Source organism: Streptomyces sp. NPDC048696 (genome assembly GCF_043198895.1).
Classification (GTDB): domain Bacteria; phylum Actinomycetota; class Actinomycetes; order Streptomycetales; family Streptomycetaceae; genus Streptomyces.
Map to the genome: position 1 here is coordinate 65,833 of NZ_JBICVJ010000009.1, position 23,633 is coordinate 89,465.

The following is a 23,633-nucleotide window of genomic DNA, read 5'->3' on the forward strand; positions in this document are numbered from 1 at the left end:
CCCGGTCGGCTCCCCAGCCGACCGGGCAACGCCTTTTCTGCCGTCCGCCGCACCCCCGTCCCCACGGGGCTGAAATGGCCGGATGTCCCCGACCCGGTCCGCTCTACCGGGTCCGGGGCGCCGCTCAGCGCCCCAGCATCACGCCCACGGACGACGCCTGTGCGACCACCGCGTCCCAGCCGCCGAAGACGACTGTGAGCAGGGCCGCCAGGGGAAGGGCCATGGCCGTCGCCACCAAGGGGTGGCGCGGACCGGACCGGCGGGCGCCGAACGCTGCGGCATACGCCTTGCGTCCCTGCGCGCGGAGCACCGTCCGCGTTGCCGTGTCCGCCATGGTCCCTCTCCTGTCGCATCGACAGCGGCGGGCGTCTGACCTCGGGGGACGAGTGCTGCGCCCGCCGCTTGACCTCAACATTAGGGAAGCGGCGGGCGCCGGGCGTCATGCCCTCGTACCGATTGCCGGGCCTCCCAGGGGATGAGTGGGCCCCCGATCGCGTACTCCCCTGGGTGGAGACGGCCCTAGGACCGGCCTCGGGGCCGGGACTAGGGCCTGTCCGGTGGATCTGGCCGCTTTCGGTGCGGGTTGCCGTTTCGGTGCTGGTGAGCGGGGTCGTGGTGCGTGCAGCTGCAAGGCGGAGGAGGGCGGCATGGCGGAGCCATGGCAACCGACGACAACGCCGCAGATGTGCGTGCCACGACCCCGCGGCCCAGGCAAGATCCACCGGACAGGCCCTAGGACTTGGGCTCCTCGCGTGCTGAGCGGGGCTCCGCCTCCGAGGCGTCCTGCCTCGGGACGGGCTGTTCGACCAGGGCCAGCACCCTGGTCGCCATGAAGCGCGCGGTGCGCACGACCGTGCCGCTGCGGGTGACTTCGCTCACTTCCACCACCCCTCTGCGGACCGCCGTTTCCACCCTGCGGCCCGCCCGGCTTGCCACCACTTCGTACGTACGAGTCGTGTCACCCGCGTCCACGACTATCTCCACTCGGTCACCCTTCACCGAATCAATCCCCCTTCTGCGACAGACCGTTGAGATCTCGCCAGGGTCAGCGGGCGCCGCGCCGGGGCTCGCTGACCACTCTTCAAGTTTCCCACCGGGCACTGACAATCGATCGGTCCACGAGGGCGCGGCCTATGAGCACACCGGCCCGGGGGTACGTAAGCTGTGCCACGTCAACAGGACCGGGCAGCGGGGATGAACATGGCGATGATGCGGCTCCGGCGCGAGGACCCGCGTGTCGTCGGCTCGTTCCGGCTCCACCGGCGCCTCGGCGCGGGTGGCATGGGTGTCGTCTACCTCGGCTCCGACCGGCGCGGCCAGCGCGTCGCGCTGAAGGTGATCCGCCCGGACCTCGCCGAGGACCAGGAGTTCCGCTCGCGCTTCGCCCGCGAGGTCTCGGCGGCGCGGCGCATCCGGGGCGGCTGCACGGCCCGCCTTGTCGCGGCCGATCTGGAGGCGGACCGCCCCTGGTTCGCGACCCAGTACGTGCCGGGGCCCTCGCTGCACGACAAGGTCGCCGAGGAGGGCCCGCTGGCGGCGGCCGAGGCGGCCGCGATCGGCGCCGCGCTCTCCGAGGGCCTGGTGGCGGTGCACGAGGCCGGGGTGGTGCACCGCGACCTCAAGCCGTCCAACATCCTGCTCTCCCCCAAGGGCCCCAGGATCATCGACTTCGGCATCGCCTGGGCCACCGGCGCCTCCACGCTGACCCATGTGGGCACGGCCGTGGGCTCGCCGGGGTTCCTGGCGCCCGAGCAGGTGCGCGGCGCGGCGGTCACGCCCGCCACCGACGTCTTCTCGCTGGGCGCGACGCTGGCGTACGCGGCGATGGGCGACTCGCCCTTCGGGCACGGCAGTTCGGAGGTCATGCTCTACCGCGTGGTCCACGAGGAGCCGCAGCTGCACGGGGTGCCGGACGCGCTGGCCCCGCTGGTGCGGGCCTGTCTCGCGAAGGACCCGGAGGAGCGTCCGAGCACCCTCCAACTGTCCATGCGGCTCAAGGAGATCGCGGCGCGGGAGGCGCAGGGCGGCCTGGATGCCCGGCCGCCCGCGCAGCGCGACCGCTCCGAGGCGGAGCGCCCCACCGGGCGGCTCCCCGAGCGGTACGAGCACGACGAGCGCACCCAGCGCTACACCGACACGGGCCGGGGCACCGGCGCGGGGCAGCGGACCGGGACGCCGCGCCCCAGCGGGCCGCGCACCGGCGGCTCGCGTCCGGCCGCGCCCCGCAACGGCACGCGACCGGTCAGCCGTACCAACGGGACCAACGGCCGCCCCGGCACCCGTCCGGGCGCCCGCACGGGCACGGGCCGACTGCGTCCCGCCAACCCCAGGCTGCTGCGCCAGCGCCTCATCGTGTTCTTCGTGGTCACGTTGATCGTGGCGCTGGGGATCGCGGCGGCGCAGCAGCTGTAGCGGGCTACTCCGGGCGGCCCGTCGCCACCGCGTAGAAGGCGACCGCCGCCGCCGCGCCCACGTTCAGGGAGTCGACGCCGTGGGCCATCGGGATGCGGACCCATTCGTCGGCGGCGACCAGCGCCTGCCGGGAGAGCCCGTCGCCCTCGGCGCCGAGCATCAGGGCCACCCTGTCCAGCCGGTGGGGCGCGGTCTCGCCGATGTCCGAGGCCTTCTCGTCCGGGGTGAGGGCGAGCAGCCGGAAGCCCGCCTCGCGTACCGTCGCCAGGCTCTTGGGCCAGGACTCCAGGCGCGCGTACGGGACCGAGAAGACCGCGCCCATGGAGACCTTCACCGAGCGGCGGTAGAGCGGGTCGGCGCAGTCCGGTGAGAGCAGCACGGCGTCCATGCCGAGGGCCGCGGCGCTGCGGAAGATCGCCCCGATATTTGTGTGGTCGTTCACGGCTTCCATCACCGCTACCCGGCGGCTGGTCGCCAGGATCTCCTCGGCCGTCGGCAGCGGCTTGCGCTGCATCGAGGCGAGGGCGCCGCGGTGCACGTGGTAGCCGGTGACGCGCTCGGCGAGGTCGGGGCTCACCGCGTAGACCGGCGCAGGGAGTTCGTCGATCACGTCGCGCATGACGTCGACCCACTTGGCGGAGAGCAGCATGGACCGCATCTCGTAACCGGCGTCCTTGGCCCGTCGGATGACCTTCTCGCCCTCGGCGATGAACAGGCCCTCGGCGGGCTCGCGCCTGCGCCGCAGCTCGACGTCGGTCAGGCCCGTGTAGTCGCGCAGGCGCGGGTCGTCGGGGTCGTCGATGGTGATGAGATCAGCCACAGGGTGATACTGCCTTGTCCTGGGTGTGGTGCCAACGGCTGGGACCGAGATCCGTTACCGCCGGTAATCCGGTTCGGGCGACCGAGCCTAGCTGGCGGGGCCGACGGTCACGACGTCGCCGATGACGATGACGGCCGGCGGACGCACGTCCTCGGTCACCACAGTCTCCCCCACCGTCGCCAGCGTCGCGTCCACCCGGCGCTGGGCGGCCGTGGTGCCCTCCTGGACCAGAGCCACGGGGGTCTCGGGGTTCTTGCCGTGCTCGATCAGGGTCCGCGCGATCGCGCCGATCTTGTCGACGCCCATCAGGATCACCAGGGTGCCGCGCAGCTTCGCCAGCGCCGGCCAGTCCACCAGGGACCGCTCGTCGTCGGGCGCCACATGGCCGCTGACCACGGTGAACTCATGCGCCACGCCCCGGTGCGTGACCGGGATCCCGGCCGCGCCCGGCACCGAGATGGAGCTGGAGATGCCGGGGACGACCGTGCACGCGATGCCCGCCTCGGCCAGCGCGTGCAGCTCCTCCATGCCGCGCCCGAAGACGTACGGGTCGCCGCCCTTGAGCCGCACGACCGCCTTGCCCGCCTTGGCGTGCTCGATCAGCGCGTTGTTGATGGCCTCCTGGGCCATGAACCGGCCGTACGGGATCTTCGCGGCGTCGATCACCTCGACGTGCGGCGGGAGTTCGTCGAGCAGGTCGCGGGGGCCGAGCCGGTCCGCGATGACGACGTCGGCCTCGGCGAGCAGCCGGCGGCCGCGCACCGTGATCAGGTCCGGGTCGCCGGGGCCGCCGCCGACGAGGGCCACGCCGGGCGTCCGGGTGCGGTGGTGCGGGGCGACCAGGGTGCCGTCGCGCAGCCCCTCGACCACCGCGTCGCGGACGGCGGCGGTGCGGCGCGGGTCGGGGGCGCCGCCGGTGAGCACGGCGACCGTGACGCCCTCGCTGCGGCCGGTGGCCGGGGTCCAGGCGGTGGCCCGGGAGGCGTCGTCGGAGCGTACGCACCAGACGCGGTGGCGCTCGGCCTCGGCGGAGGCCCGCTCGTTGGCGGCCGTGTCGCTGCTCGCGATCAGGGCGTACCAGGCGTCGCCGAGGTCGCCGTCCTCGTACGCGCGGCGGTGCCAGGCGATCTCGCCGGTGTCCGCCATCGCCTCCACGGAGGGGGTGGCGGCCGGGGAGACCAGGACGATGTCGGCGCCGGCCGCGATCAGGGCCGGGAGGCGGCGCTGGGCGACCTGGCCGCCGCCGATGACGACGACCCGGCGGCCGGTGAGGCGGAGTCCTACGGGGTACGCGGGGTGTTCTGCCATGGCGGGTGGCTCCTGGTGCGGCGTCGGCGGGCGTCGGCGGAGGACAGGGGCGTCGCCCCGGACCCCATTGTCTGCGGACCGTCGCCCGGTGTGCCCGCCGGTTCCGCACTGCGGAACGGGCGGGCACACCGGGTACGACAGTGGCTACTTCTCGGTAACTCCGGCCGAGTCGAAGGTCGCGACCTCGTGCATCGCACGGGCCGCGCTCTGGACCAGCGGCAGGGCGAGCAGGGCGCCCGTGCCCTCGCCGAGGCGCAGGTCCAGGTCGACCAGCGGGCGCAGGCCCAGCTTGTTCAGGGCCGCCGCGTGGCCGGGCTCGGCGCTGCGGTGGCCCGCGATGCACGCGGCCAGCGCCTCGGGGGCGATGGCCCGTGCGACCAGGGCCGCCGCGCCCGCGCTCACACCGTCCAGGATCACCGGCGTACGCAGCGAGGCGCCGCCGAGGATGAAGCCGACCATGGCCGCGTGCTCCAGGCCGCCGACCCCGGCGAGGACGCCGATCGGGTCGGCCGGGTCCGGGCTGTGCAGTTCCAGGGCGCGGCGCACCACGTCGACCTTGCGGGCGTGCGTCTCGTCGTTGATGCCGGTGCCGCGGCCGGTGACCTCGGCCGGGTCGACGCCCGTGTACAGGGAGATCAGGGCGGCCGACACCGTGGTGTTGGCGATGCCCATCTCGCCCGTGAGGAGCGCCTTGTTGCCCGCCGCCACCAGGTCGCGGGCGGTCTCGATGCCGACCTCGACGGCCGCGACGACCTCCTCGCGGGTCATGGCGGGCCCGGTCGTCATGTCGCCGGTGCCGGGGCGCACCTTGCGGGGCAGCAGCCCCGGGGTGGCCGGGAGTTCGCTGGCCACGCCCACGTCGATCACGCAGACCTCGGCGCCGACCTGGTTGGCGAACGCGTTGCAGACCGCGCCGCCGCCCAGGAAGTTGGCGACCATCTGGCCGGTGACCTCCTGCGGCCAGGGGGTGACGCCCTGGGCGTGCACACCGTGGTCACCCGCGAAGATCGCGACGGCCGCGGGCTCCGGGATCGGCGGCGGGCACTTGCGGGACAGGCCGCTGAGCTGTGCGGAGATGATCTCCAGCATGCCGAGCGCACCGGCCGGCTTGGTCATCCGCTTCTGCCGCTCCCACGCCTCGCCGAGCGCCTTGGCGTCCAGCGGACGGATGCCCGCGACGGTCTCCTGGAGCAGGTCGTGCGGGTCCTCGCCGGGCAGCGCGCGACGGCCGTACGTCTCCTCGTGGACCACCCACGACAGCGGGCGGCGCTTGGACCAGCCCGCCTGCATCAGCTCGGGCTCCTCCGGGAACTCGTCCACGTACCCCACACAGAGGTAGGCGACGACCTCCAGGTGCTCGGGCAGGCCGAGCGCGCGGACCATCTCGCGCTCGTCGAAGAACGAGACCCAGCCGACGCCCAGGCCCTCGGCGCGGGCGGCGAGCCACAGGTTCTCGACGGCGAGCGCCGAGGAGTACGGGGCCATCTGCGGCTGGGTGTAGCGGCCCAGGGTGTGGCGGCCGCCTCGGGTGGGGTCGGCGGTGACCACGATGTTCACCGGGGTGTCGAGGATGGCCTCGATCTTCAGTTCCTTGAACTGCTTGGCCCGGCCCTTGGGCAGCGACTTCGCGTACGCGTCGCGCTGGCGCTGGGCGAGCTCGTGCATGGCGCGACGGGTCTCCGCCGAGCGGATGACCACGAAGTCCCAGGGCTGCGAGTGGCCGACGCTGGGGGCGGTGTGGGCCGCCTCCAGGACACGCAGCAGCACCTCGTGCGGGATGGGGTCGCTGCGGAATCCGTTGCGGATGTCGCGCCGCTCGCGCATCACGCGCAGCACGGCCTCGCGCTCGGCGTCGGCGTAACCGGGGGCGGGAGCGCCCGCGTCGGCCTCCGCGTCACCGTCGGCCTGCGCGGCCTGCTGGGGCTCGGGCTGCTCGGAGGCGTCGACGGCCGGGGCGATCGTGATCTCCTCGGCGGCGTCCTCGTCCTCGTCGTCGATGAACACGGGGGCGGGGGCGGCCTGTTCCACGGCCTCGGCCACCAGGGGCTCGGGCTCGTCCGTCACCAGTACGGCAGCGGGCACGGCCTCCGGGACGGCCGGGGCCGCCTCGGGCCGCTGCTCCGGCACGGACTCCGACCGGGGTACGGGGACGACGGGGGTCGCGGCGACGGGCTCGGCCTGCTCGTCGGCCTCGGCGACGGTCACGACGGGCTCGGCCACGGCGGCGTCCGCCGCTTCGGCGACGGCGGCCTCGGGCGCGGCTGTCTCGACCGGCTCGGCGGCCACGGGCTCCACCACGATCGGCTGCGCGGGGGCGGCCTCGGCGACCGGCTCGGCGGCGTCGGGCACCACGGCCGGGGCGACGACCGCCTCGGCCACCGGCTCGACGGCGATCGCGGCGACGGGCTCGACGGGAGCGGCCTCGACGGCGGCGGCCTCGACACGTACGGGCTCGACTGCCGCCGGTTCCCCGGCGACGGGGGCCTCTGCGGCCGGAGCCTCGGCGACCGGCGGCACGGGCTCGGCGACCGCCTCGGCCACCGGCTCGGGCGCGGCCTCGGCGGGCAGCTCCGCCGACGCGGCGGCCACGACGGGCTCGGCCACGGGTGCGGAAGCCGACGGGGCCACCTGCACCGGCGCGGGCTCGGCGGTCACCGGCCCGGCGACCGGCTCCACCGGCGAGGGCGCGAGGTGCGGCCCGGTCGGGACCGAACCCTCGACGGGCACGAACTGACCGATGGCGGGCGCCGGTACGGACGGCAGGGGCGCGACCGGGGCGACGGGCTGCACGGGCGCGACGGGCGAGGGCTGTTCCACGGAGGCGGCGATCGGGGCGGGGGCGGCGTGCGCGGGCACCGCGGCCACCGCGAGCTCCTCCGGGACGACCGTTTCTGCAGGGGTGACCGGGGCGTTCGGGGCCTGCTGGGGCACGGGCTGCGGCTGGGACACCTGGGACGGCGCTTCCTGCTGCGGCACCTCAACCGGCTGCGGCTCGGGCTGCTGGGCCTGCGCCTGCGGTGCCTGCTGGGCCTGCGCCTGCCGGGCCTCGTGCTGCGGCGGGAACGGCTGGGCCGCCACCTGCTCCCGCACCGGCTCCTGCGGCGGCACGGACTCCCACGGCGTCGCACCCTGCGGGCCGAGCTCGCCCAGCGGCGGCACGGACGCGCCCGCCTCCTGCGGCACGTCCAGGTACTCGGGACCGGTGGTCGCCGGGCCCGGCGTGCGGGCCGGCGCCGGGTTCACCGGGGCGCCCGCGGCGGGACCCCGGTCGGCCAGGGACCGTACGACACCGCCGGTGGCGTCCGGCACCGGCGGGCCCATGTGCAGCGGGCGGCGCGCGGGCGCGGCACTCGCGGCGGCGGGCGGCAGCCGTACGCCGCCCAGATCCACCGAGCCCGAGTCGCGGCCCCCGGCCTCGTGCGCGCCCGGCTCGGCGGGCTGCGCGGGCACGGGCGCGGGCGCCGGTACGGCCGCGGCCAGCGGGGCCGGGGCGGCCTGCGGGTCGATCCAGGCGCCCTGGGCGCCCGGCATCAGCAGCAGGTCGTCGTCGTCCGCGCCGATCGCCGAACCGTCGGCGGGGTCGAGGAAGGTGTACGCGCCGGGTGCGGGGACGCCCGGCTGCTCCACCATGCCCGCGTCCCTGTGAGGCAGTCCCTCGCCCGGGACCTGGCCGGTGTCAGTCATGCGTACCCCTCGCCCATCTGTAGTGCTTTCTCGGCCTGCGCCCGGGAACCGCCCGCGCACGGCGCGTCCGCACCCGTCGACAAAGAACGAGCGGGCACACCGCGCGGTGCGAACGGCACGCGAACACACAGCATTCTCGCGGGAGATCGCCGACCTGGCGCCCTGTCTCGGCCACGGAACGTGTGGGGTGCGCCACGTTGCGCTTCCCCGGGATCCGACGTACCGCGGACAGAGCCCCAAACGGGTTCCCCATTCCGGACATTGACGAACGTAGCGCCTAACGGCCCGGTGCGGTACAACAGTCGGCCAGCCTACCCCGGACGACACGCCGAAGAGATCACGGGGACCTTTCTCCACGCCGTCCCGACAGCAGGAAAGCGACCGAGCGTTCGCGCTCCGACCAGATGCTCGTGTCCAGTTCCACGGACTGCAGGAGCGCGCACTCCACCTCGTAACCGCCCTCGGCGAGGGCCGCTCCGATCGCCTCGGCCTCGTCGCGGGTGGCGGCGTGCGCCACGATCCGCTCGGGCCGCCGGTCGGCGCAGGCGGAGACGACCGCCGCTCCCCCGCCGCCGATCCGTACGACGTCGGGCTCGGGCAGCGACTCCAGTACGTGCGGGGCGCGGCCCGCGACCACATGCAGCTGGACGCCGAAGCGCCGCGCCAGGGTCTCGGTGCGGGCGCAGGCGGCCGGGTCGGCGTCGACCGCGATGACGGCCGCGCCGAACCGGGCGGCCTCGGCGGCGAGCGCGCCGCTGCCGCAGCCGATGTCCCAGACCAGGTCGCCGGTGCGTGGGCCGAGCCGGGCCAGCTGGGCGGCGCGCAGATCGGCCGACTCGCCCGCGCCGAGCTCGCCGTACTCCTGGGCGGGCAGCGCCCAGCCGCGTACGGAGCGCGGGTGGGCCGGGTCGCGGCCGGCGATCCAGCCGGGGCCCGGCACCGCGTGGCCGCTGCCGCCGAGCACGATGACCAGATTGGGGTCGCGCCAGGCGTGGTCGGCGACCTTGTCGGAGGTGAGCACGGTGACCTGTTCGCGCTCGCTGCCCAGCTCCTCGCAGATGACGAAGGTGCGGTGGACGCCGTCGAGGAGCAGCGCGAGCTCGGCGGGCCCCGCGCCCGGCGAGGTGAGGACGGCGACCTTGGGGTGCGCCCGGCATACGTTGACCGCGCGGCGCAGCGTACGGCGGTGGGCGACCACGACCTGGGCGTCGTCCCACGGCATCCCGGCCCGGGCGAAGGCGGCGGCCACGGCCGAGACCGCCGGCACCACCTCGACCTCCAGGCCGTGCTCGGGGGCGCGCAGGGTGCGCACGACACCGAAGAACCCGGGGTCGCCGTCGGCCAGGACGACGGCGCTGCCGCGGTGGCCGGCGATGCGGCGGGCGGCGAGGTCGACGCTGCCCAGGCGGATCCGTTCGGCGCGCGCGGGCACTTCGGGCAGCGCCAGGTGGTGGGCGGCACCGGCCACCAGGGTGGCGGCGGACAGCGCGGCCCCGGCCGCCGCGGTGAGCGGCGAGCCGTCCCAGCCGATCACCGTGACGCGGTCGGCCATCGTCGTCAGTCTCCAGGAGTCGTCGCAGGTCGGGGCGGCCTCGATGGGCCGGGCCACGGTGAGAGTACCTGCTGTGGCGGGGCCGGGCGCTCCGGCGGCCGGGTCAGTTCCAGTCGGCGAACGAGGCGTATCCCGCGTCGGCGAACTGGTCGGCGACGCCTTCCAGGTCCTCCGGGAGCAGGCTCCACACGATCATGTCGGTACGGATGTCCGCCCAGCCGCCGTCCGCGGTCTGGGTCCGCGCTATGCAGGCGTTGCGCAGCACGCCCTCGCTGATGCAGCCGATCTTCTGCGCGACCTGCTGGGAGGCGGTGTTGTCCGCGGCGGTGCGCAGCTCCATGCGCTCGAACCCCTGGTCGCGGAAGAGCCATTGGGCGGTGGCGAGCGCGGCCTCGCAGGCGTAGCCCTCGCCACGGGCCCAGGGGGCGATGACGTACGAGATCTGCGCCGAGCGCACCCGCCAGTCGGTCTCGTCGAGCTGGACGATGCCGACCAGGCGCTGGGTGAGGAATTCGGTCACGGCGAAGTCGATGCCGCGTCCGGCGGCGAGCTGGGCCGGGGCGTACTCGGTGACCCAGGTGCGGGCGGCCGCCTCCGTGTAGGGCTGGGGCACCGTGGTCCAGGCGGCGACGAGGTCGTCGTTCATCATCGCGGCCAGGTCGGGGATGTCGTCCTCGTCCAGTGGGCGCAGCACCAGGCGGTCGGTGCTGATGGAGATGTCCGGGAAGACCGGGGTCGGGCTAGTCATGTTCCGCTCCATGCCGGGGGGACGGTCGTCAGGCCGTAAAGGCACAGCATGCAGCATCGGGCCGAGGACGCGCATGGCCGGGGGACGCCTGTGCCGGGACGCCAACGCCGGGGCCCCGCGCACCTGGTGGTGTGCGGGGCCCGGACGCGGCACGGGAACTGCCAGGGGGGCGTCAGGACTTGACGGCGCCGAAGGCCGGGATGACCGAGCCCTGGTACTTGTCCTGGATGAACTTCTTGACCTCGTCGGAGTTCAGCAGCTTGGCGAGCTTCTGGATCCGCGGGTCGGCCTCGTTGCCCTTCTTTACGGCGAGGAAGTTGGCGTACGGGTTGCCGTCCGCCTTCTCCAGGACGAGGGCGTCCTTGGCCGGGCTGAGCTTGGCCTCGATGGCGTAGTTGCCGTTGATGACCGCGGCGTCGACGTCGTTCAGGGCGCGGGGCAGCGTGGCGGCCTCGATCTCCTTGAACTTCAGGCCCTTGCTGTCCTTGACGTCGGAGAGCTTGGCGGAGTTGCCGACGCCGTCCTTGAGCGTGATCAGGCCCTGCGAGGCGAGCAGCTGGAGCGCACGGCCCTCGTTGGTGGTGTCGTTGGGGACCGCGACCGTCTTGCCGGAGGTGAGGTCCTTGGCGGACTTCACCTTCTTGGAGTAGAGGCCCAGCGGCTCCAGCTCGACGTTGACGACCGGCACGATGGTGGTGCCGTTCTTCTTGTTGAAGTCGTCGAGGTAGGGCTTGTGCTGGAAGAAGTTGGCGTCGACCTGGCCCTGCTGGGTGGCGGTGTTCGGCAGGACGTAGTCCGTGAACTCCTTCACCTCCAGCTTGAGCCCGGCCTTCTCGGCCAGGTTCTTCTTCACGAAGTTGAGGATGTCGGCGTGCGGCGTCGGGGACGCGGCGACGACCAGCGTCTGGTTCGGGTCGGCCGAGGCGCCCTTGGCGGACGACGACTTGGGGTCGGAGGACGTGCCGCAGGCGGTGAGGCCGAGAGCGAGCGCGGCGGTGGCGGCGGCAGCCGCGGTGAGCTTGATGTTCTTACGCACGAAAAGTGCCTCTTTCTGGTGGTGCGGGTGTCGCCCGGACAAGGAGTGCGGGCCGTTGTGAGGGAAGTTCAGGAGGTACGGCCCCGGCGGGCCAGCAGGCGTACCGCACCGTCGCCGATCAGCTGGATCACCGTGACGATGGCGATCAGCAGGACGACGGTGATGAGCATGAACTGGGTCTCGAAGCGCTGGAAGCCATAGGTGATGGCCTTGGAGCCGAGGCCTTCGCCGCCGACCGCGCCGGCCATCGCCGAGTAGCTGACCAGCGTGATCACGGTGGTGGTGAGCCCCGCGATCAGCGACGGCAGCGCCTGCGGGAGCAGCACCTTGCCGACGATGGTCGGCACGCCGCCGCCCATCGACTGGACGGCTTCGACGAGCCCGTGGTCGACCTCGCGGATCGCGGTCTCGACGAGCCGCGCGAAGAACGGGATGGCGCCGACGGCGAGCGGCACGATCATCGCGGTCGGGCCGATGAAGGTGCCGACCACCCAGGTGGTGAAGGGGATGAGCGCGATCAGCAGGATGATGAACGGCAGCGAGCGGCCGATGTTCACGATCACGCCGATGACCTTGTTCACCGGCCGGTTCTGCAGCAGTCCGCCCTTGTCGGTGAGGACGAGCAGCACACCGAGGGGCAGTCCGCCCGCGACGGTGACGAGGGTGGACCACAGCACCATGTACAGGGTGTCGACGGTTCCCTGGGACAGCAGTGGCTGCATCTCGGACCAGCTCACTTGGCACCTTCCTTGACCGGAGCGGCGGCCTGCGCCTGCGCCGGGATGTCTGCTTCGAGCGCTTCTTCGGCCTCGGCTGCGACTTCGGCCTCGACCGCGTCGTCGGCTTCGACCACGTCGACCTGGAGCCCCTGCTCGCGCAGGAACCCGACCGGGACGACGTTCTCCTCGTACCGTCCGGGCAGCTCGATGCGCATCCGGCCGATCTGGCGCCCGCCGACGGTGTCCATCGCGGCGCCGAGGATCGAGATGTCGACGTTGTACGTACGGGACAGCTGCGAGATGACCGGCTGGGTGGCCGTCTCGCCGTGGAAGGTGACGTCGACCACGGTCCGCTCGGGGCCGGTGGCCGCTCCCGTGACGGGGAACAGCTCGGCGGCGAGCTCGGAGCCGGGGGTGGCGAGCAGTTCGCCGACGGTGCCGGTCTCGACGATCCGTCCCCGCTTCATCAGCGCGGCCGAGTCGCAGACCGTCTTGACGACGTCCATCTCGTGCGTGATGAGCAGCACGGTCAGCCCCAGCTGCTGGTTGAGGTCGCGCAGCAGCTGGAGGATGGAGCGGGTGGTCTCCGGGTCGAGCGCGCTGGTCGCCTCGTCGGAGAGCAGCACCTTGGGGTCGCCGGCCAGCGCCCGGGCGATGCCGACGCGCTGCTTCTGGCCGCCGGAGAGCTGCGCGGGGTACGCCTTCGCCTTGTCGGCGAGGCCCACCAGATCGAGCAGTTCCAGGGCCTTGCGCGAGCGCTCCTTGCCGGAGATGCCGAGGATTTCGAGCGGCAGCTCGATGTTGTCCTGGACGTTGCGCGCGGAGAGCAGGTTGAAGTGCTGGAAGACCATGCCGATACGGCTGCGGGCCTGGCGCAGTTCCTTCCCGGCCCGGCGGCCGCGTCCGGCGAGCGCGGTGAGGTCGACGCCGTCGACGGTCACGGTGCCGGAGGTCGGCCGCTCCAGGAGGTTGACGCAGCGGATGAGGGAGGACTTGCCGGCGCCGCTCTGGCCGATGACGCCGAAGACCTCGCCCTCGCGGACGTGGAGATCGACGCCGTCCAGGGCGGTGACCTCACGGCCGCGCGACTGGTAGACCTTGGTGAGGCCCGTAGTGGTGATCACAGGATTTCCGTCACTGTCGAGTGCGCGGCGCGGTGTCCGCCGGGCACGGTGCATTCGTGTTCGGGACGCGTCACAGCCACATCGGTGGTAACCGGGAGGCATGGCGTGCGCGGGCATGGCTCATGGGTCTCGCTTCGGGGCGCGAGGCTCAGGCGGGGGCCCTCAGAAGGCGCACATTCGACACATACAACGAGCACCGGGCGTGTTCATCGCCTCGGTCGCAAGGGTGCGGCTGCTCGTCGTGGTCATGCATGAAGTAAAGCAGAAGGAGCGAACAGCGGATCAAGGCTGTCCGGATAGCGGACAGCATTCGCCCGCCATACGGACGCCCGGCGGGCGGTTCCCGACCGGCGAAAACGCCCGCCGAACGCCCCTCTCCCCCGCCTGGCCTGGGCCGATACGACCGGCGGCGGCTTCGCGGCGCATGCCGCGGCGCGCTCGCGGGCGGCGGCGCCCTGTGGTCAAGGCCACGGCGGCCGGATCGCACGGCCCGATCGCGCCCCCGGTCCCGCCCGGGGCGCGCGCATCGGGCGCTTCGGCCCGTAATACGCTCGTTCTCATGCTTGACGCCCTGACGGTCGCGGTCGCCGCCGCCGCGCTCGCCCTCGCCGCCTGGTGCGGCTTCGCCGCCTACCGGGACCAGCCCACCAAGGACTGGCACTTCATCGGTATGGCCGTCGTCACCGTGCTGGCCCTCGCCCAGCTGGTGATCGGCCTGGTGCAGCTCGGCCGGGGCGAGCGGCCCGACCAGGGCGTGGCGATCTTCGTCGCCTATCTGGTCGGCTCGTTCGCGGCGGTCCCGGCGGCCGGCATGCTCTCGCTGAGCGAGCGGACCAAGTGGGGCTCGGTGACGGTCTCGGCCGGCGCGGTGGTGCTCGCGGTTCTCGAAGTGCGTCTCTACGACATCTGGGGAGGGTGACCGTGGCCGAGTCCACCACCGAGTCCACCGGGCGGGACGAATCCGCGCCGAAGAAGCTGGGCAGCGGCCCCGGCCGGGTACTGGTCTGGTTCTACGGGGTGTTCACCGTCGCCGCCGCCTCCCGCTCGATCGTCCAGATGATCCAGGACTTCGGCAAGGCGCCGCTGGCCTATGTGCTCTCCGCCGTGGCCGCCGTGGTCTACGCGTTCATCACGTACTCACTGGTGCGCGGCGGCGAGGCGTTCCGGCGGGCGGCGCTGGTGTGCTGCGCCGCCGAGCTGGTGTTCGTCCTGACCGTGGGCACCTGGACGCTGGCGGACAAGTCCGCCTTCCCGGATGCCACGGTCTGGTCGGACTACGGCGTGGGCTATCTCTTCATCCCGGTCATCCTGCCGGTCCTCGGCATGCTGTGGCTGCGCCGCAACGGCACGCGGGCGCCCGAGCCCGGGGACGCGAGCGCCTGAGCGCAGACCCTAGGCGCTGGCCATGAACTCCCCGGCCGCCGCCTCCTTCTCCAGCGTGACCAGCGAGAGCTTCGCGGTCAGCGGCTCGGTGGAGACGGGCGCGTAGCCGTGCCTGCGGTAGAGCCGCAGGTTCGACTCGCTGCGGTGGCCGGTCAGGAGCTGGAAGCGCTTGGCGGCGAGCTCGCCCGCGAAGTGCTCCTCTATGGCGGCGAGCAGTCGGCTGCCCAGACCGTGGCCCTGCATCCGGGGGTGCACCATCAGCTTCGCGATCCGGCCGGTGCCCGTCGCGTCCACGCCGCCGCGCACCGAGGCGACCACCTCGTCGCCGAGCCGCGCCACCAGCGCGTAGCCTCTGCCGAGCTCGGCCCGCAGGCCGTCGAGGGTCTGGGTGAGCGGCTCGATCGAGTAGTCGCCGTACAGCTCCGCCTCGCTCTGGTAGCAGAGGTACTGAAGCTTGAGGATCTGCTCGCAGTCGCCTTCACGCGCCGCAGAGATGGTCACGCTCATGCCCATGGGTGCATGCCTTCCGCTACCTGTCCGCCGGTTGTCTAACGCTCCTTTCCCCGCAGTTCAGGAGCCGCAACCTCCGCCGCCAGCATTCTGCGCAGGCATCCCAGGCAACGGGAACGCATCGGCCCTAGACTCCCCTGTGAGATATCCAACTCCCCTGCGATTTCGCGGTATGTGAGGTCGCTGGGCGAAAGAAGTGCGGTCAGCAGCCGGGGGCAGTTGCCCGGGGTTCTGGCCACGGCCGTACGCAGCGCACGGCTCAGCTCCTCGCTGAGAACCCGGCGTTCCGGGCCTGTTTCGGGGTCGGCGGCGGGCTCGGCGACGAACGGCTGTTCGTGTCGGGCGCGGCGCCGGGCCCGGCGCACTTCCGCCCGAACGGCCCAGCGCACCCAGGGGACGGGATCAGCCGGATGGCGCTCCAGCAGACGTACCCAGACGTCCTGTTCGAGGTCGGCGGGGTCGACACCGGCGCCCGGCGCCTCCGCGGCGGCCTCGGCGGCCAGCAGCGGGCTCAGCACTTTGACGAGGTCCATGCCGGGCGGGACGCGGCCGCCGTCCGGGACGGTTTCGACGGCGGCCGCATCTCACCCGTACGTGAAGTTCCGTATACGGGCGGGGCGGGTGGATACGGAGGGGCTACCGAGAGGCGCGGAAGTCGGCGGCGGCCAGCAGCGCGGTGTCCGCGTTGTCGGAGAAGACCGCGTCGATACCGGTGGCGTAGTACGTCTTGAAGGCCCCGAAGGCGTCGCCGTACGCGTTGGGGTCCGTGCCGCGCCGGAAGTCGGCGGGCAGGAAGGTGTTCTCGTTGCGCATCGTGTACGGGTGCAGGACGAGCCCGTGCGCATGGGCGTCCCGCACCAGCGTGGTCGGCCTGGTCAGCCTGCCCGCCGAATCCTTGGGGATGATCAGGTCGAGCGTGGGGCCGATGCCCTGCGCGTACGAGGCGATCCACTTCAGGCCCTCGGGCTTGACCAGGTCGTCGACCGTGCGCGGGTCGCCGCTCGCCACGAAGTCCCAGGGGCGGGTGCCGGTGCCGGAGAGCAGCACCACCGACGGGGTGTCGACCAGCTTCGCCAGCCGCTGGATGCTGCTGGGCTCGAACGACTCCAGGAACTGCGGGGAGTCGCGGCGGTCGCGCCCGTAGCGGCGCAGCAGCCGGGCGACCCGGTCCTCCAGGGGCAGGCCGATCGAGCGGAAGTAGGTGGGGTGCTTGGTCTCGGAGTGCAGCCAGATCCGGCGGCCCAGGCGTCGCCCCTCGCGCTCGGCCCAGCGCAGCACCTCCTCGAAGGTGGGCACGTCCCAGCGGCCGTCGTACATCGTGTTGCGCTGGCGGTTGGCGGGCAGCCGCTCCTTGGCCCGCAGGGTCTTGAGCTCGGCGAGCGTGAAGTCCTCGGTGAACCAGCCGGTGACGGCCGTGCCGTCGATCGTCTTGGTGGCCTTGCGGGACGCGAACTCGGGGTGGGCGGCGACATCGGTGGTGCCCGAGATGTCGTTCTCGTGACGGCACACCAGATGCCCGTCCTTGGTGGGCACGAGGTCCTGCTCGATGACGTGCGCGCCGAGGTCGAGGGCGTGCTGATACGAGCCGAGCGTGTGCTCGGGACGGTAGCCGGCGGTGCCCCGGTGCCCGATGACGTACGGGACCGGCAGGTCACGGTAGGAGCCGTGACGGCTCGTCGCGCCCTGGCCCTCCCGGGGCCGCGCGCTCGCCGCGGCGGCCGGCAACCCGGCCGCGGCCGTGCCCAGAACCGCCGCGCCGAGCAGCGTGCGCCGCCCGGGGCTCATCCGCTCACCCTGTGTCATGAACGCTCCCTCGCATAGGTGTCCAGGTGATCACCAGTCCGTCGGAGCCTAGGCGGCCGCGCCTTAAGGAGGGGAGCCCGCAGGGCCACGGGCGGTGGAACGTGGCGGAAACACACGTCAACATCGCGTATCCACTCCATGAACCCGATGTGCGATCAGCGCTGACCCGCGAGTATCGTCCTCACCTGCGGCGGACCCCGTTCCGCTCGGACCCGTCAGCCCACGACCCCGGAGGAAGCGTTGTCCCGACTCGCGCTCATCAAGGCAGTGCTCGGACCGATCATGCGCCTGATGTTCCGCCCGAAGGTGGAGGGTGCCGAGAAGATCCCCGGGACGGGTCCGGTCATCCTCGCGGGCAACCATCTCACCTTCATCGACTCGATGATCCTGCCGATCTGCCTGGACCGTCAGGTGTTCTTCATCGGCAAGGACGAGTACGTCACGGGCAAGGGCTTCAAGGGCCGGCTGATGGCGTGGTTCTTCACCGGCGTCGGCATGATCCCGGTGAACCGCGACGGCGGCGCCGGCGGGGTCGCGGCACTCATGACGGGCCGTCAGATCCTGGAGGACGGCAAGGTCTTCAGCATCTACCCCGAGGGCACCCGCTCCCCCGACGGCCGCCTCTACCGGGGCCGTACCGGCATCGCCCGGCTGACCCTGATGACCGGCGCCCCGGTGGTGCCGTTCGCGATGATCGGCACGGACAAGATCCAGCCGAGCGGTGCGGGAGTGCCGCGGCCCGGCAGGGTGACGGTCCGCTTCGGCGAGCCGATGGAGTTCTCGCGGTACGAGGGCATGGACCGCGACCGGTATGTGCTGCGGGCCGTCACCGACTCGGTGATGGCGGAGGTCATGCGGCTGTCCGGGCAGGAGTACGTGGACATGTACGCCACGAAGGCGAAGGCGGCGTAAGGCGGCGTAGCCGCCGGTCTTTGGGGGCGCGGGGCTGTGTCGGTTTGCGGCTCCGCCGCGATGGGGGTCCCCCCTGTTCGAGCGGAGTCGAGAACTTGGGGGAGTGACCAGCCACAGACGGCCCGCAGCCGGGACTCATGTAGTCCTTCGGCTGCGGGCCGTCTCGGGCTGAGCGCGCAGTTCCCCGCGCCCCTAAAAGCATGTGGCCAAGCGCCCACTCCGCGCACCCGGGAAAGGGGCTAGGGGTGCTCCAGGCCCTCCTCCAGGCGCTGGCCCCGCAGCAGGAACCACGCCACCACCGCCGTGGCGAACAGCACCGCGCTGCCGACCGCCGCCGCCGTCTGGAAGCCGTCCGTGAAGGCGTCCCGGGCGGCGGACAGCAGCGGGGTCGCCTGCTCCGGCGGGAGCTTCGCGGCCGCCTCCACCGCGCCGCCCAGGGAGTCGTGGGACGCCTCGGAGACACCTGCCGGAAGCGCCTCCGGGACCGTGAAGCCCCGGTAGATCCCCGTCACCACGGAGCCCAGGAGCGCGATGCCGAGCGCCGCGCCCAGCTCGTACGCCGTCTCGGAGACCGCCGAGGCCGCGCCCGCCTGCTCCTTCGGCACGCTGGAGAGGATCACGTCGGCGGTGACCGTGAAGGCCAGACCCGCGCCCAGGCCGCCGACGAACAGCGCGAGCCCCAGGGCCACGACACCGGTGTCGGCCGATATCGCCATACAGGCCGCGAGCGCCGCGCCGACCGCCACGAGGCCGCCCGCGACCGCGCTGCGCACCGAGGCCCGACGCGCCACGTACCCGGCGGCGAGGCCCGCGCCCACCGCGCCCACGGCGGCGGGCAGTTCGATGAGCCCGGCCTCCAGCGGCGAGCGCACCTGGACCAGTTGGAGGAACTGGGAGAGGAAGAAGACCAGGCCCGACAGGCCGAGGATGGTCAGCAGGTCGGCCAGGACCGCCCCGGAGAAGCCCCGGTGGTGGAAGAGCCGCATGTCGAGCAGCGGCGACTCCAGGGTGAGCTGACGGCGTACGAACCAGGCGAGGGCCAGCACGCCGACGGCCGCCACCCCGAGGATGTCCCAGCGCACTCCGTTGACCGCCGCCTCCTTCACCGCGTACACGATCGAGACCATGCCCACCAGCGAGAGCAGGACGCTGACCAGGTCCCACGGGCCGGGGTTCGGGTCGCGCGACTCGGGGAGCAGCTTGACGCCGACCAGAACGAGCACCGCCATCACCGGCAGGTTGATCAGGAAGACCGAGCCCCACCAGAAGTTCTCCAGGAGGAAGCCGCCGACCACGGGCCCGACCGCCGCGCCGGCCGAGGCGGCCGCGCCCCAGATGCCGACGGCGAGGCTGCGCTCGCGCGGGTCGTGGAAGATGTTGCGGATCAGCGCCAGGGTGGACGGCATCAGGGTCGCGCCCGCGACGCCGAGCAGCGCCCGTGCCGCGATCATCATCTCCGGGCTGGAGGCGTACGCGTTGAGCACCGAGACCGCGCCGAACGCCACGGCGCCGCAGAGCAGCAGCCGCTTGCGCCCGATCCGGTCGCCGAGGCTGCCCATGGAGACGAGCAGACCCGCGATGACGAACGAGTAGACGTCGCCGATCCACAGGAGCTGCGGGCCGGACGGCTTCAGGTCCTCGCTGAGGAACGGGGTGGCGAGGCCGAGGACGGTCGCGTCGACCGCGACCAGGAGCACCGCGAGCACGAGCACGGCCAGCGCGAGCCAGCGGCCGGGATGTCGGGTGTCGTGAGCGGACTCGGCCCGCCGGTCGGTGCTGGTCATTTCTCCACGCTCCGTCGCGCTCCGCCGAGCAGCAACTCGACGATCATGTACTGGAAGTCCTTGGCGGCGACCCGGCCGTCCTGGACGGCCCAGGCTCCGGTGCCGATCAGCCCGTACAGGGCCTCGGTGAGCCAGGCCGGGGTGAGGTCGATACGGAACTCGCCCTGCTCCTGGCCGCGCCGGAAGAGCGCCGAGACGCGCGCGTCGAGGCGGGCCCACCCCTCGTTCATGGTGTCGCCCTCGAAGAGCTGGTTCTCGGTGACCAGGAAGGCGAGCAGCCCGGCCCCGGGCTCCACCTCGGCGACCAGGCGCCGCAGCCCGTCGGCGGCGGGCCCCTCGTCGAGCCGGGCGGCGTCCAGGGCTGCCTCGAACTGCTCGATGCCACGGTTCTCCAGCGCCCTGACCAGCGCGTCGCGCCCGGCGAAGTGGCGGTGCAGGGTGGCCCGCCCGATGCCGGCGGCCCGGGCCACCTCGTCCATCGTGGCGGTCGATTTACGGGAGAGCAGGGCGGCTGCCGTACGCAGCACCTGCTCGCGGTCCACGGTCATGAGACAACCATAGACCGAATGAGACGTCACCGTCTCATTCGAATACCTGTCGACTCATCAGTAACGGCTCACTAGTCTGGTCCGGCCCAACGTGGACCCACGAGAGGAACCAGCAATGACCGACAGTCGCACCCCGGGGCCCCTGACCGGCACCGAGCGCGAGACGCTGCGGGCGTTCCTCGACTACCACCGCGCCACGCTCGCCATGAAGTGCGAGGGCCTGACCGACGAGGAGCTGCGCAGCCGGTCGATGCCCCCGTCGACGCTCTCGCTGCTCGGCCTGGTGCGGCACATGGCGGAGGTGGAGCGCACCTGGTTCCGCAGGGTCGTGGCCGGCGAGGACATCACGCTGGTCTACTCGGACGTGGACGACTACCAGGTGGCGTACGACGCGAGCGGGGCCACCCGCGCGGACGCCTTCGCGAAGTGGCAGGCCGAGGTCGAGCACGCGCGCCGGATCGAGCGCGAGGCCGACTCACTGGACACGGTGGTCCACGCGGCCCGCTGGGACGCGGATGTCTCGCTCCGACTCGTCATGGTGCACGTGACCCTGGAGTACGCCCGCCACAACGGCCACGCCGACTTCCTGCGGGAGGGGATCGACGGGGTGGTGGGGGCGTAGGCCCGTCCGGTGGATCTGCCCGTACCGCATGCGAAAAGGGGCCCCGAAGGGCCCCTTTCGTACAGAAACTCGTCGACTCAGCGCGCGAGTCGACGGCGCCTGCGCACCAGCACGATCGGCAGCGCGCCCAGCAGGCCGAGCGCGGCGGGCGCGGCGGCCTCGGCGTGGCCGATGCCCGGCTGGCCGAAGGTGCCCGGCACGCTCAGCGTGTTCAGCCGGTCGAGCGGCCAGGCGATCACCAGCGCGCGTCCCACCACCTTGTCGACCGGCACGGAACCGCCGTCCGGCTGGTCCTGGTGGTAGCGGGAGTCCGCCGAGTTCTGCCGGTGGTCGCCCATGACCCAGATGCGGCCCTTGGGCACGGTGATCTTGAACTGGCCGGGCTGGTCCGTGCTGCACGCGGTGTTCCCGGCGAAGACGTACGGCTCGTCGAGCGCCTTGCCGTTGACCTTCAGGGGGCCCGCGCCCTTGCACTCCACCGTGTCGCCGCCGACCGCGACGACCCGCTTGATCAGGTCCTTCTCCTCGGCAGAGGGCATGAGACCGACGAAGCTGAGCGCCTTCTGCACCGCGTTGGGCTGCGGGGTCGGCTCGCCCTGGAGCCAGTTGCCCGGGTCGTGGAAGACGACGACCTCGCCGCGCTCGGGCTCGGAGCCGAACCACGGCGTCAGCTTGTCGACCAGCACCCGGTCGCCGCGCTGGAGCGTGTTCTGCATCGAGTCGGACGGGATCGAGAACGCCTGCACCAGAAACGTCTTGATGAGCAGCGCGAGGACCAGCGCGATACCGATGAGCAGCGGCAGTTCCTTCCAGAAGGAACGCTGCTTCTTGGCCTTGACCTCGTCGAATGCCGCGGGTGCCGGGGATCCCTCGGGTCCCGTCGGCTCCTTGGGTTCCTGAAGGCCCTCGGGCCCCTCGAAACCCTGGGGCCGGTCGAGCCCTTCGGGTCCCTGGCGGGGCCGCTCGGCCTCGCCGTGTCCTTCTTGCGCGCCGACCGCCACGTCCCCCACGTCCACTCCCTCACCGCCGAAGGGACCATGGTCGCACGAAACGGGCACCGCTGATCGACATGGCGGCGCACACCATCCGTACGGGGCACACGCGGCTCGCACACCCCGTACGGGACGGACCGGGGCCGGATCAGCGCTTGGCCATGGCCCAGGCGTGCTGGACGGCCAAGTCGGCCTCGACCTCGATGAGTTGCGCGACGACGGCCGACGGGGCCGTGCCGCCGCGCCCGTTGCGGGACGCGAGGGCGCCGGGGACGTTCAGGACACTCCGGACGTCCGGCGTCAGATGCTCCGAGATCTCGGCGAACTGCTCGTCCGTCAGCTCGTCCAGCTCGATGCCCTGCGCCTCGCACACCTTGACGCACTCCCCCGCGACCTCGTGCGCGACCCGGAACGGCACACCCTGCTTGACCAGCCACTCCGCGATGTCGGTGGCGAGCGAGAAGCCCGCCGGGGCCAGCTCCTCCATGCGCTCCCGGTTGACGGTGAGGGTCGCCATCATGCCGGTGAAGGCGGGCAGCAGCACCTCCAACTGGTCGCAGGAGTCGAAGACCGGCTCCTTGTCCTCCTGGAGGTCGCGGTTGTACGCGAGCGGCAGCGCCTTCAGCGTCGCCATCAGGCCCGTCAGATTGCCGATCAGACGGCCCGACTTGCCGCGCGCCAGCTCCGCGATGTCCGGGTTCTTCTTCTGCGGCATGATCGACGAGCCGGTGGAGAAGGCGTCGTGCAGGGTCACGAAGGAGAACTCCTTCGTGTTCCAGATGATGATCTCCTCCGCGATCCGCGAGAGGTTGACGCCGATCATCGCGGTGATGAACGCGAACTCGGCGACGAAGTCGCGCGAGGCCGTGCCGTCGATGGAGTTGGCCGCGCTGCCGTGCTCGAAGCCGAGGTCGGCGGCGACGGCCTCCGGGTCGAGGCCGAGGCTGCTGCCCGCGAGCGCGCCCGAGCCGTACGGCGAGACGGCCGTACGCTCGTCCCACTGCCGCAGCCGCTCGGCGTCCCGGGACAGCGACTGCACATGGGCGAGCACATGGTGGGCGAAGAGCACCGGCTGGGCGTGCTGGAGATGGGTGCGGCCGGGCATGGCGACGTCCGCGTGCGCCTTGGCGAGAGCCACGAGCGCGTCCTGGAGCTCGGCGATCAGACCGCCGATGATCCGGGCGTGGTCGCGCAGATACATCCGGAAGAGCGTGGCCACCTGGTCGTTGCGGGACCGGCCGGCCCGCAGCTTGCCGCCGAGGTCGGGGCCGAGGCGTTCGAGCAGACCGCGCTCCAGGGCGGTGTGCACGTCCTCGTCGGCGATGGTGCCGACGAAGGAGCCGTCGGCGACATCGCCTTCGAGCAGGTCGAGGCCCGCGATCATCCGCTGGAGCTCGTCGGCCGTGAGCAGGCCCGCCTTGTGGAGCACGCGCGCGTGGGCGCGCGATCCGGCGATGTCGTACGGCGCCAGCCGCCAGTCGAAGTGGACCGACGCGGACAGCTTCGCCAGCGCCTCGGCGGGTCCGTCGGCGAACCGGCCGCCCCAGAGCCGGACGTCACCGTTGTTGCTGCTCACAGCTGCTGCTCCTCACAAGAGTGGGTATGCCACCTCCCCCAAGGTCTTGAGGACCAGGGGGTACCCCCACCCCGCCGCGGAGGAACGGGGAGGCGGCACG

The 23,633-nt window shown here is 72.5% G+C and carries 22 protein-coding genes; 5 read left to right on the forward strand and 17 right to left on the reverse strand.

All coding sequences use genetic code 11. The annotated features are described in order from the left end of the window. Nucleotides 1–124: 124 nt before the first annotated feature. The gene (locus tag ACGFRG_RS20255; protein WP_361430283.1) at nt 125–334 is read right to left on the reverse strand and encodes a hypothetical protein; all 210 of its coding nucleotides are present in this window, start codon (nt 332–334) and stop codon (nt 125–127) included. A gap of 398 nt (nt 335–732) precedes the next feature. Next, nucleotides 733–999 (reverse strand): hypothetical protein, encoded by a 267-nt coding sequence (locus ACGFRG_RS20260; RefSeq protein ID WP_361430284.1) that lies wholly within the window; start codon nt 997–999, stop codon nt 733–735. A 201-nt stretch (nt 1,000–1,200) separates the two neighbouring features. Here ACGFRG_RS20260 and ACGFRG_RS20265 point away from each other — a divergent pair, with 201 nt between their 5' ends. Further along, on the forward strand, nt 1,201–2,412 hold the full coding sequence (locus ACGFRG_RS20265) for a serine/threonine-protein kinase (RefSeq protein ID WP_361430319.1): 1,212 nt from the start codon (nt 1,201–1,203) through the stop codon (nt 2,410–2,412). A 4-nt stretch (nt 2,413–2,416) separates the two neighbouring features. Here the strand turns inward: ACGFRG_RS20265 and ACGFRG_RS20270 are convergent, their stop codons facing one another. From ACGFRG_RS20270 to ACGFRG_RS20305, 8 genes are all read right to left on the reverse strand, one after another. Further along, on the reverse strand, nt 2,417–3,232 hold the full coding sequence (locus ACGFRG_RS20270; protein WP_361430286.1) for an RNA methyltransferase: 816 nt from the start codon (nt 3,230–3,232) through the stop codon (nt 2,417–2,419). Between the two features lie 87 nt (nt 3,233–3,319). Next, complete coding sequence (gene cobA / locus ACGFRG_RS20275) at nt 3,320–4,540, reverse strand: uroporphyrinogen-III C-methyltransferase (RefSeq protein WP_393265701.1); 1,221 nt, start codon at nt 4,538–4,540, stop codon at nt 3,320–3,322. Between the two features lie 144 nt (nt 4,541–4,684). After that, nucleotides 4,685–8,224 (reverse strand): nicotinate-nucleotide--dimethylbenzimidazole phosphoribosyltransferase, encoded by a 3,540-nt coding sequence (gene cobT, locus ACGFRG_RS20280; protein WP_393265703.1) that lies wholly within the window; start codon nt 8,222–8,224, stop codon nt 4,685–4,687. Nucleotides 8,225–8,561: 337 nt separating this feature from the next. Continuing rightward, nucleotides 8,562–9,776, reverse strand: a complete 1,215-nt coding sequence (cbiE, locus tag ACGFRG_RS20285; protein ID WP_361430320.1) for a precorrin-6y C5,15-methyltransferase (decarboxylating) subunit CbiE — start codon at nt 9,774–9,776, stop codon at nt 8,562–8,564. Between the two features lie 103 nt (nt 9,777–9,879). After that, nucleotides 9,880–10,524, reverse strand: a complete 645-nt coding sequence (locus ACGFRG_RS20290; RefSeq protein WP_361430291.1) for a GNAT family N-acetyltransferase — start codon at nt 10,522–10,524, stop codon at nt 9,880–9,882. Nucleotides 10,525–10,696: 172 nt separating this feature from the next. Further along, nucleotides 10,697–11,560: a MetQ/NlpA family ABC transporter substrate-binding protein gene (locus tag ACGFRG_RS20295; protein ID WP_361430293.1), complete on the reverse strand. Its 864-nt coding sequence runs from the start codon at nt 11,558–11,560 to the stop codon at nt 10,697–10,699. 68 nt (nt 11,561–11,628) lie between these two features. Then, nucleotides 11,629–12,297 (reverse strand): methionine ABC transporter permease, encoded by a 669-nt coding sequence (locus tag ACGFRG_RS20300; RefSeq protein ID WP_188271575.1) that lies wholly within the window; start codon nt 12,295–12,297, stop codon nt 11,629–11,631. Further along, complete coding sequence (locus ACGFRG_RS20305) at nt 12,294–13,403, reverse strand: ATP-binding cassette domain-containing protein (RefSeq protein WP_361430294.1); 1,110 nt, start codon at nt 13,401–13,403, stop codon at nt 12,294–12,296. Before ACGFRG_RS20305 ends, ACGFRG_RS20300 begins: the two co-directional genes overlap by 4 nt. 559 nt (nt 13,404–13,962) lie before the next feature. Between ACGFRG_RS20305 and ACGFRG_RS20310 the strand changes: the two genes are divergently transcribed. Together ACGFRG_RS20310 and ACGFRG_RS20315 are read left to right on the forward strand one after the other, a co-directional pair. Continuing rightward, nucleotides 13,963–14,322: a hypothetical protein gene (locus ACGFRG_RS20310; RefSeq protein ID WP_188271577.1), complete on the forward strand. Its 360-nt coding sequence runs from the start codon at nt 13,963–13,965 to the stop codon at nt 14,320–14,322. 2 nt (nt 14,323–14,324) lie between these two features. Continuing rightward, the gene (locus tag ACGFRG_RS20315; protein ID WP_361430296.1) at nt 14,325–14,786 is read left to right on the forward strand and encodes a hypothetical protein; all 462 of its coding nucleotides are present in this window, start codon (nt 14,325–14,327) and stop codon (nt 14,784–14,786) included. A 9-nt stretch (nt 14,787–14,795) separates the two neighbouring features. Here ACGFRG_RS20315 and ACGFRG_RS20320 read toward each other — a convergent pair whose 3' ends face one another. From ACGFRG_RS20320 to ACGFRG_RS20330, 3 genes are all read right to left on the reverse strand, one after another. After that, nucleotides 14,796–15,299: a GNAT family N-acetyltransferase gene (locus tag ACGFRG_RS20320; protein ID WP_361430298.1), complete on the reverse strand. Its 504-nt coding sequence runs from the start codon at nt 15,297–15,299 to the stop codon at nt 14,796–14,798. Nucleotides 15,300–15,334: 35 nt separating this feature from the next. Continuing rightward, complete coding sequence (locus ACGFRG_RS20325) at nt 15,335–15,829, reverse strand: sigma-70 family RNA polymerase sigma factor (protein WP_361430300.1); 495 nt, start codon at nt 15,827–15,829, stop codon at nt 15,335–15,337. Between the two features lie 103 nt (nt 15,830–15,932). Next, nucleotides 15,933–17,099, reverse strand: a complete 1,167-nt coding sequence (locus ACGFRG_RS20330; protein WP_393265709.1) for a glycerophosphodiester phosphodiesterase — start codon at nt 17,097–17,099, stop codon at nt 15,933–15,935. Nucleotides 17,100–17,339: 240 nt separating this feature from the next. Here ACGFRG_RS20330 and ACGFRG_RS20335 point away from each other — a divergent pair, with 240 nt between their 5' ends. Then, a complete protein-coding gene (locus tag ACGFRG_RS20335) occupies nt 17,340–18,011 on the forward strand; it encodes a lysophospholipid acyltransferase family protein (protein WP_361430303.1) in 672 nt (223 codons plus the stop codon). A 239-nt stretch (nt 18,012–18,250) separates the two neighbouring features. Here ACGFRG_RS20335 and ACGFRG_RS20340 read toward each other — a convergent pair whose 3' ends face one another. Together ACGFRG_RS20340 and ACGFRG_RS20345 are read right to left on the reverse strand one after the other, a co-directional pair. After that, nucleotides 18,251–19,795, reverse strand: a complete 1,545-nt coding sequence (locus ACGFRG_RS20340; RefSeq protein ID WP_361430304.1) for an MFS transporter — start codon at nt 19,793–19,795, stop codon at nt 18,251–18,253. Next, entirely contained in the window at nt 19,792–20,343 is a 552-nt protein-coding gene (locus tag ACGFRG_RS20345; RefSeq protein WP_361430306.1) for a helix-turn-helix domain-containing protein, read from the reverse strand. Before ACGFRG_RS20345 ends, ACGFRG_RS20340 begins: the two co-directional genes overlap by 4 nt. A gap of 115 nt (nt 20,344–20,458) precedes the next feature. Between ACGFRG_RS20345 and ACGFRG_RS20350 the strand changes: the two genes are divergently transcribed. Further along, entirely contained in the window at nt 20,459–20,965 is a 507-nt protein-coding gene (locus tag ACGFRG_RS20350; protein WP_361430307.1) for a DinB family protein, read from the forward strand. A 77-nt stretch (nt 20,966–21,042) separates the two neighbouring features. Here the strand turns inward: ACGFRG_RS20350 and lepB are convergent, their stop codons facing one another. Together lepB and argH are read right to left on the reverse strand one after the other, a co-directional pair. Continuing rightward, entirely contained in the window at nt 21,043–21,975 is a 933-nt protein-coding gene (gene lepB, locus ACGFRG_RS20355; protein WP_393265714.1) for a signal peptidase I, read from the reverse strand. 130 nt (nt 21,976–22,105) lie between these two features. After that, nucleotides 22,106–23,533, reverse strand: a complete 1,428-nt coding sequence (gene argH / locus ACGFRG_RS20360) for an argininosuccinate lyase (protein WP_361430309.1) — start codon at nt 23,531–23,533, stop codon at nt 22,106–22,108. Nucleotides 23,534–23,633 lie beyond the last annotated feature (100 nt).

What these genes read in the sequence shown, in the direction of transcription:
- ACGFRG_RS20255 (WP_361430283.1), bottom strand. Translation starts at nt 334, where the DNA reads ATGGCGGACACGGCAACGCGGACGGTGCTCCGCGCGCAGGGACGCAAG.
- ACGFRG_RS20265 (WP_361430319.1), top strand. Translation starts at nt 1,201, where the DNA reads ATGGCGATGATGCGGCTCCGGCGCGAGGACCCGCGTGTCGTCGGCTCG.
- cobA (WP_393265701.1), bottom strand. Translation starts at nt 4,540, where the DNA reads ATGGCAGAACACCCCGCGTACCCCGTAGGACTCCGCCTCACCGGCCGC.
- cobT (WP_393265703.1), bottom strand. Translation starts at nt 8,224, where the DNA reads ATGACTGACACCGGCCAGGTCCCGGGCGAGGGACTGCCTCACAGGGAC.
- cbiE (WP_361430320.1), bottom strand. Translation starts at nt 9,776, where the DNA reads ATGGCCGACCGCGTCACGGTGATCGGCTGGGACGGCTCGCCGCTCACC.
- ACGFRG_RS20290 (WP_361430291.1), bottom strand. Translation starts at nt 10,524, where the DNA reads ATGACTAGCCCGACCCCGGTCTTCCCGGACATCTCCATCAGCACCGAC.
- ACGFRG_RS20310 (WP_188271577.1), top strand. Translation starts at nt 13,963, where the DNA reads ATGCTTGACGCCCTGACGGTCGCGGTCGCCGCCGCCGCGCTCGCCCTC.
- ACGFRG_RS20320 (WP_361430298.1), bottom strand. Translation starts at nt 15,299, where the DNA reads ATGGGCATGAGCGTGACCATCTCTGCGGCGCGTGAAGGCGACTGCGAG.
- ACGFRG_RS20325 (WP_361430300.1), bottom strand. Translation starts at nt 15,829, where the DNA reads ATGGACCTCGTCAAAGTGCTGAGCCCGCTGCTGGCCGCCGAGGCCGCC.
- ACGFRG_RS20330 (WP_393265709.1), bottom strand. Translation starts at nt 17,099, where the DNA reads ATGACACAGGGTGAGCGGATGAGCCCCGGGCGGCGCACGCTGCTCGGC.
- ACGFRG_RS20340 (WP_361430304.1), bottom strand. Translation starts at nt 19,795, where the DNA reads ATGACCAGCACCGACCGGCGGGCCGAGTCCGCTCACGACACCCGACAT.
- ACGFRG_RS20345 (WP_361430306.1), bottom strand. Translation starts at nt 20,343, where the DNA reads ATGACCGTGGACCGCGAGCAGGTGCTGCGTACGGCAGCCGCCCTGCTC.
- ACGFRG_RS20350 (WP_361430307.1), top strand. Translation starts at nt 20,459, where the DNA reads ATGACCGACAGTCGCACCCCGGGGCCCCTGACCGGCACCGAGCGCGAG.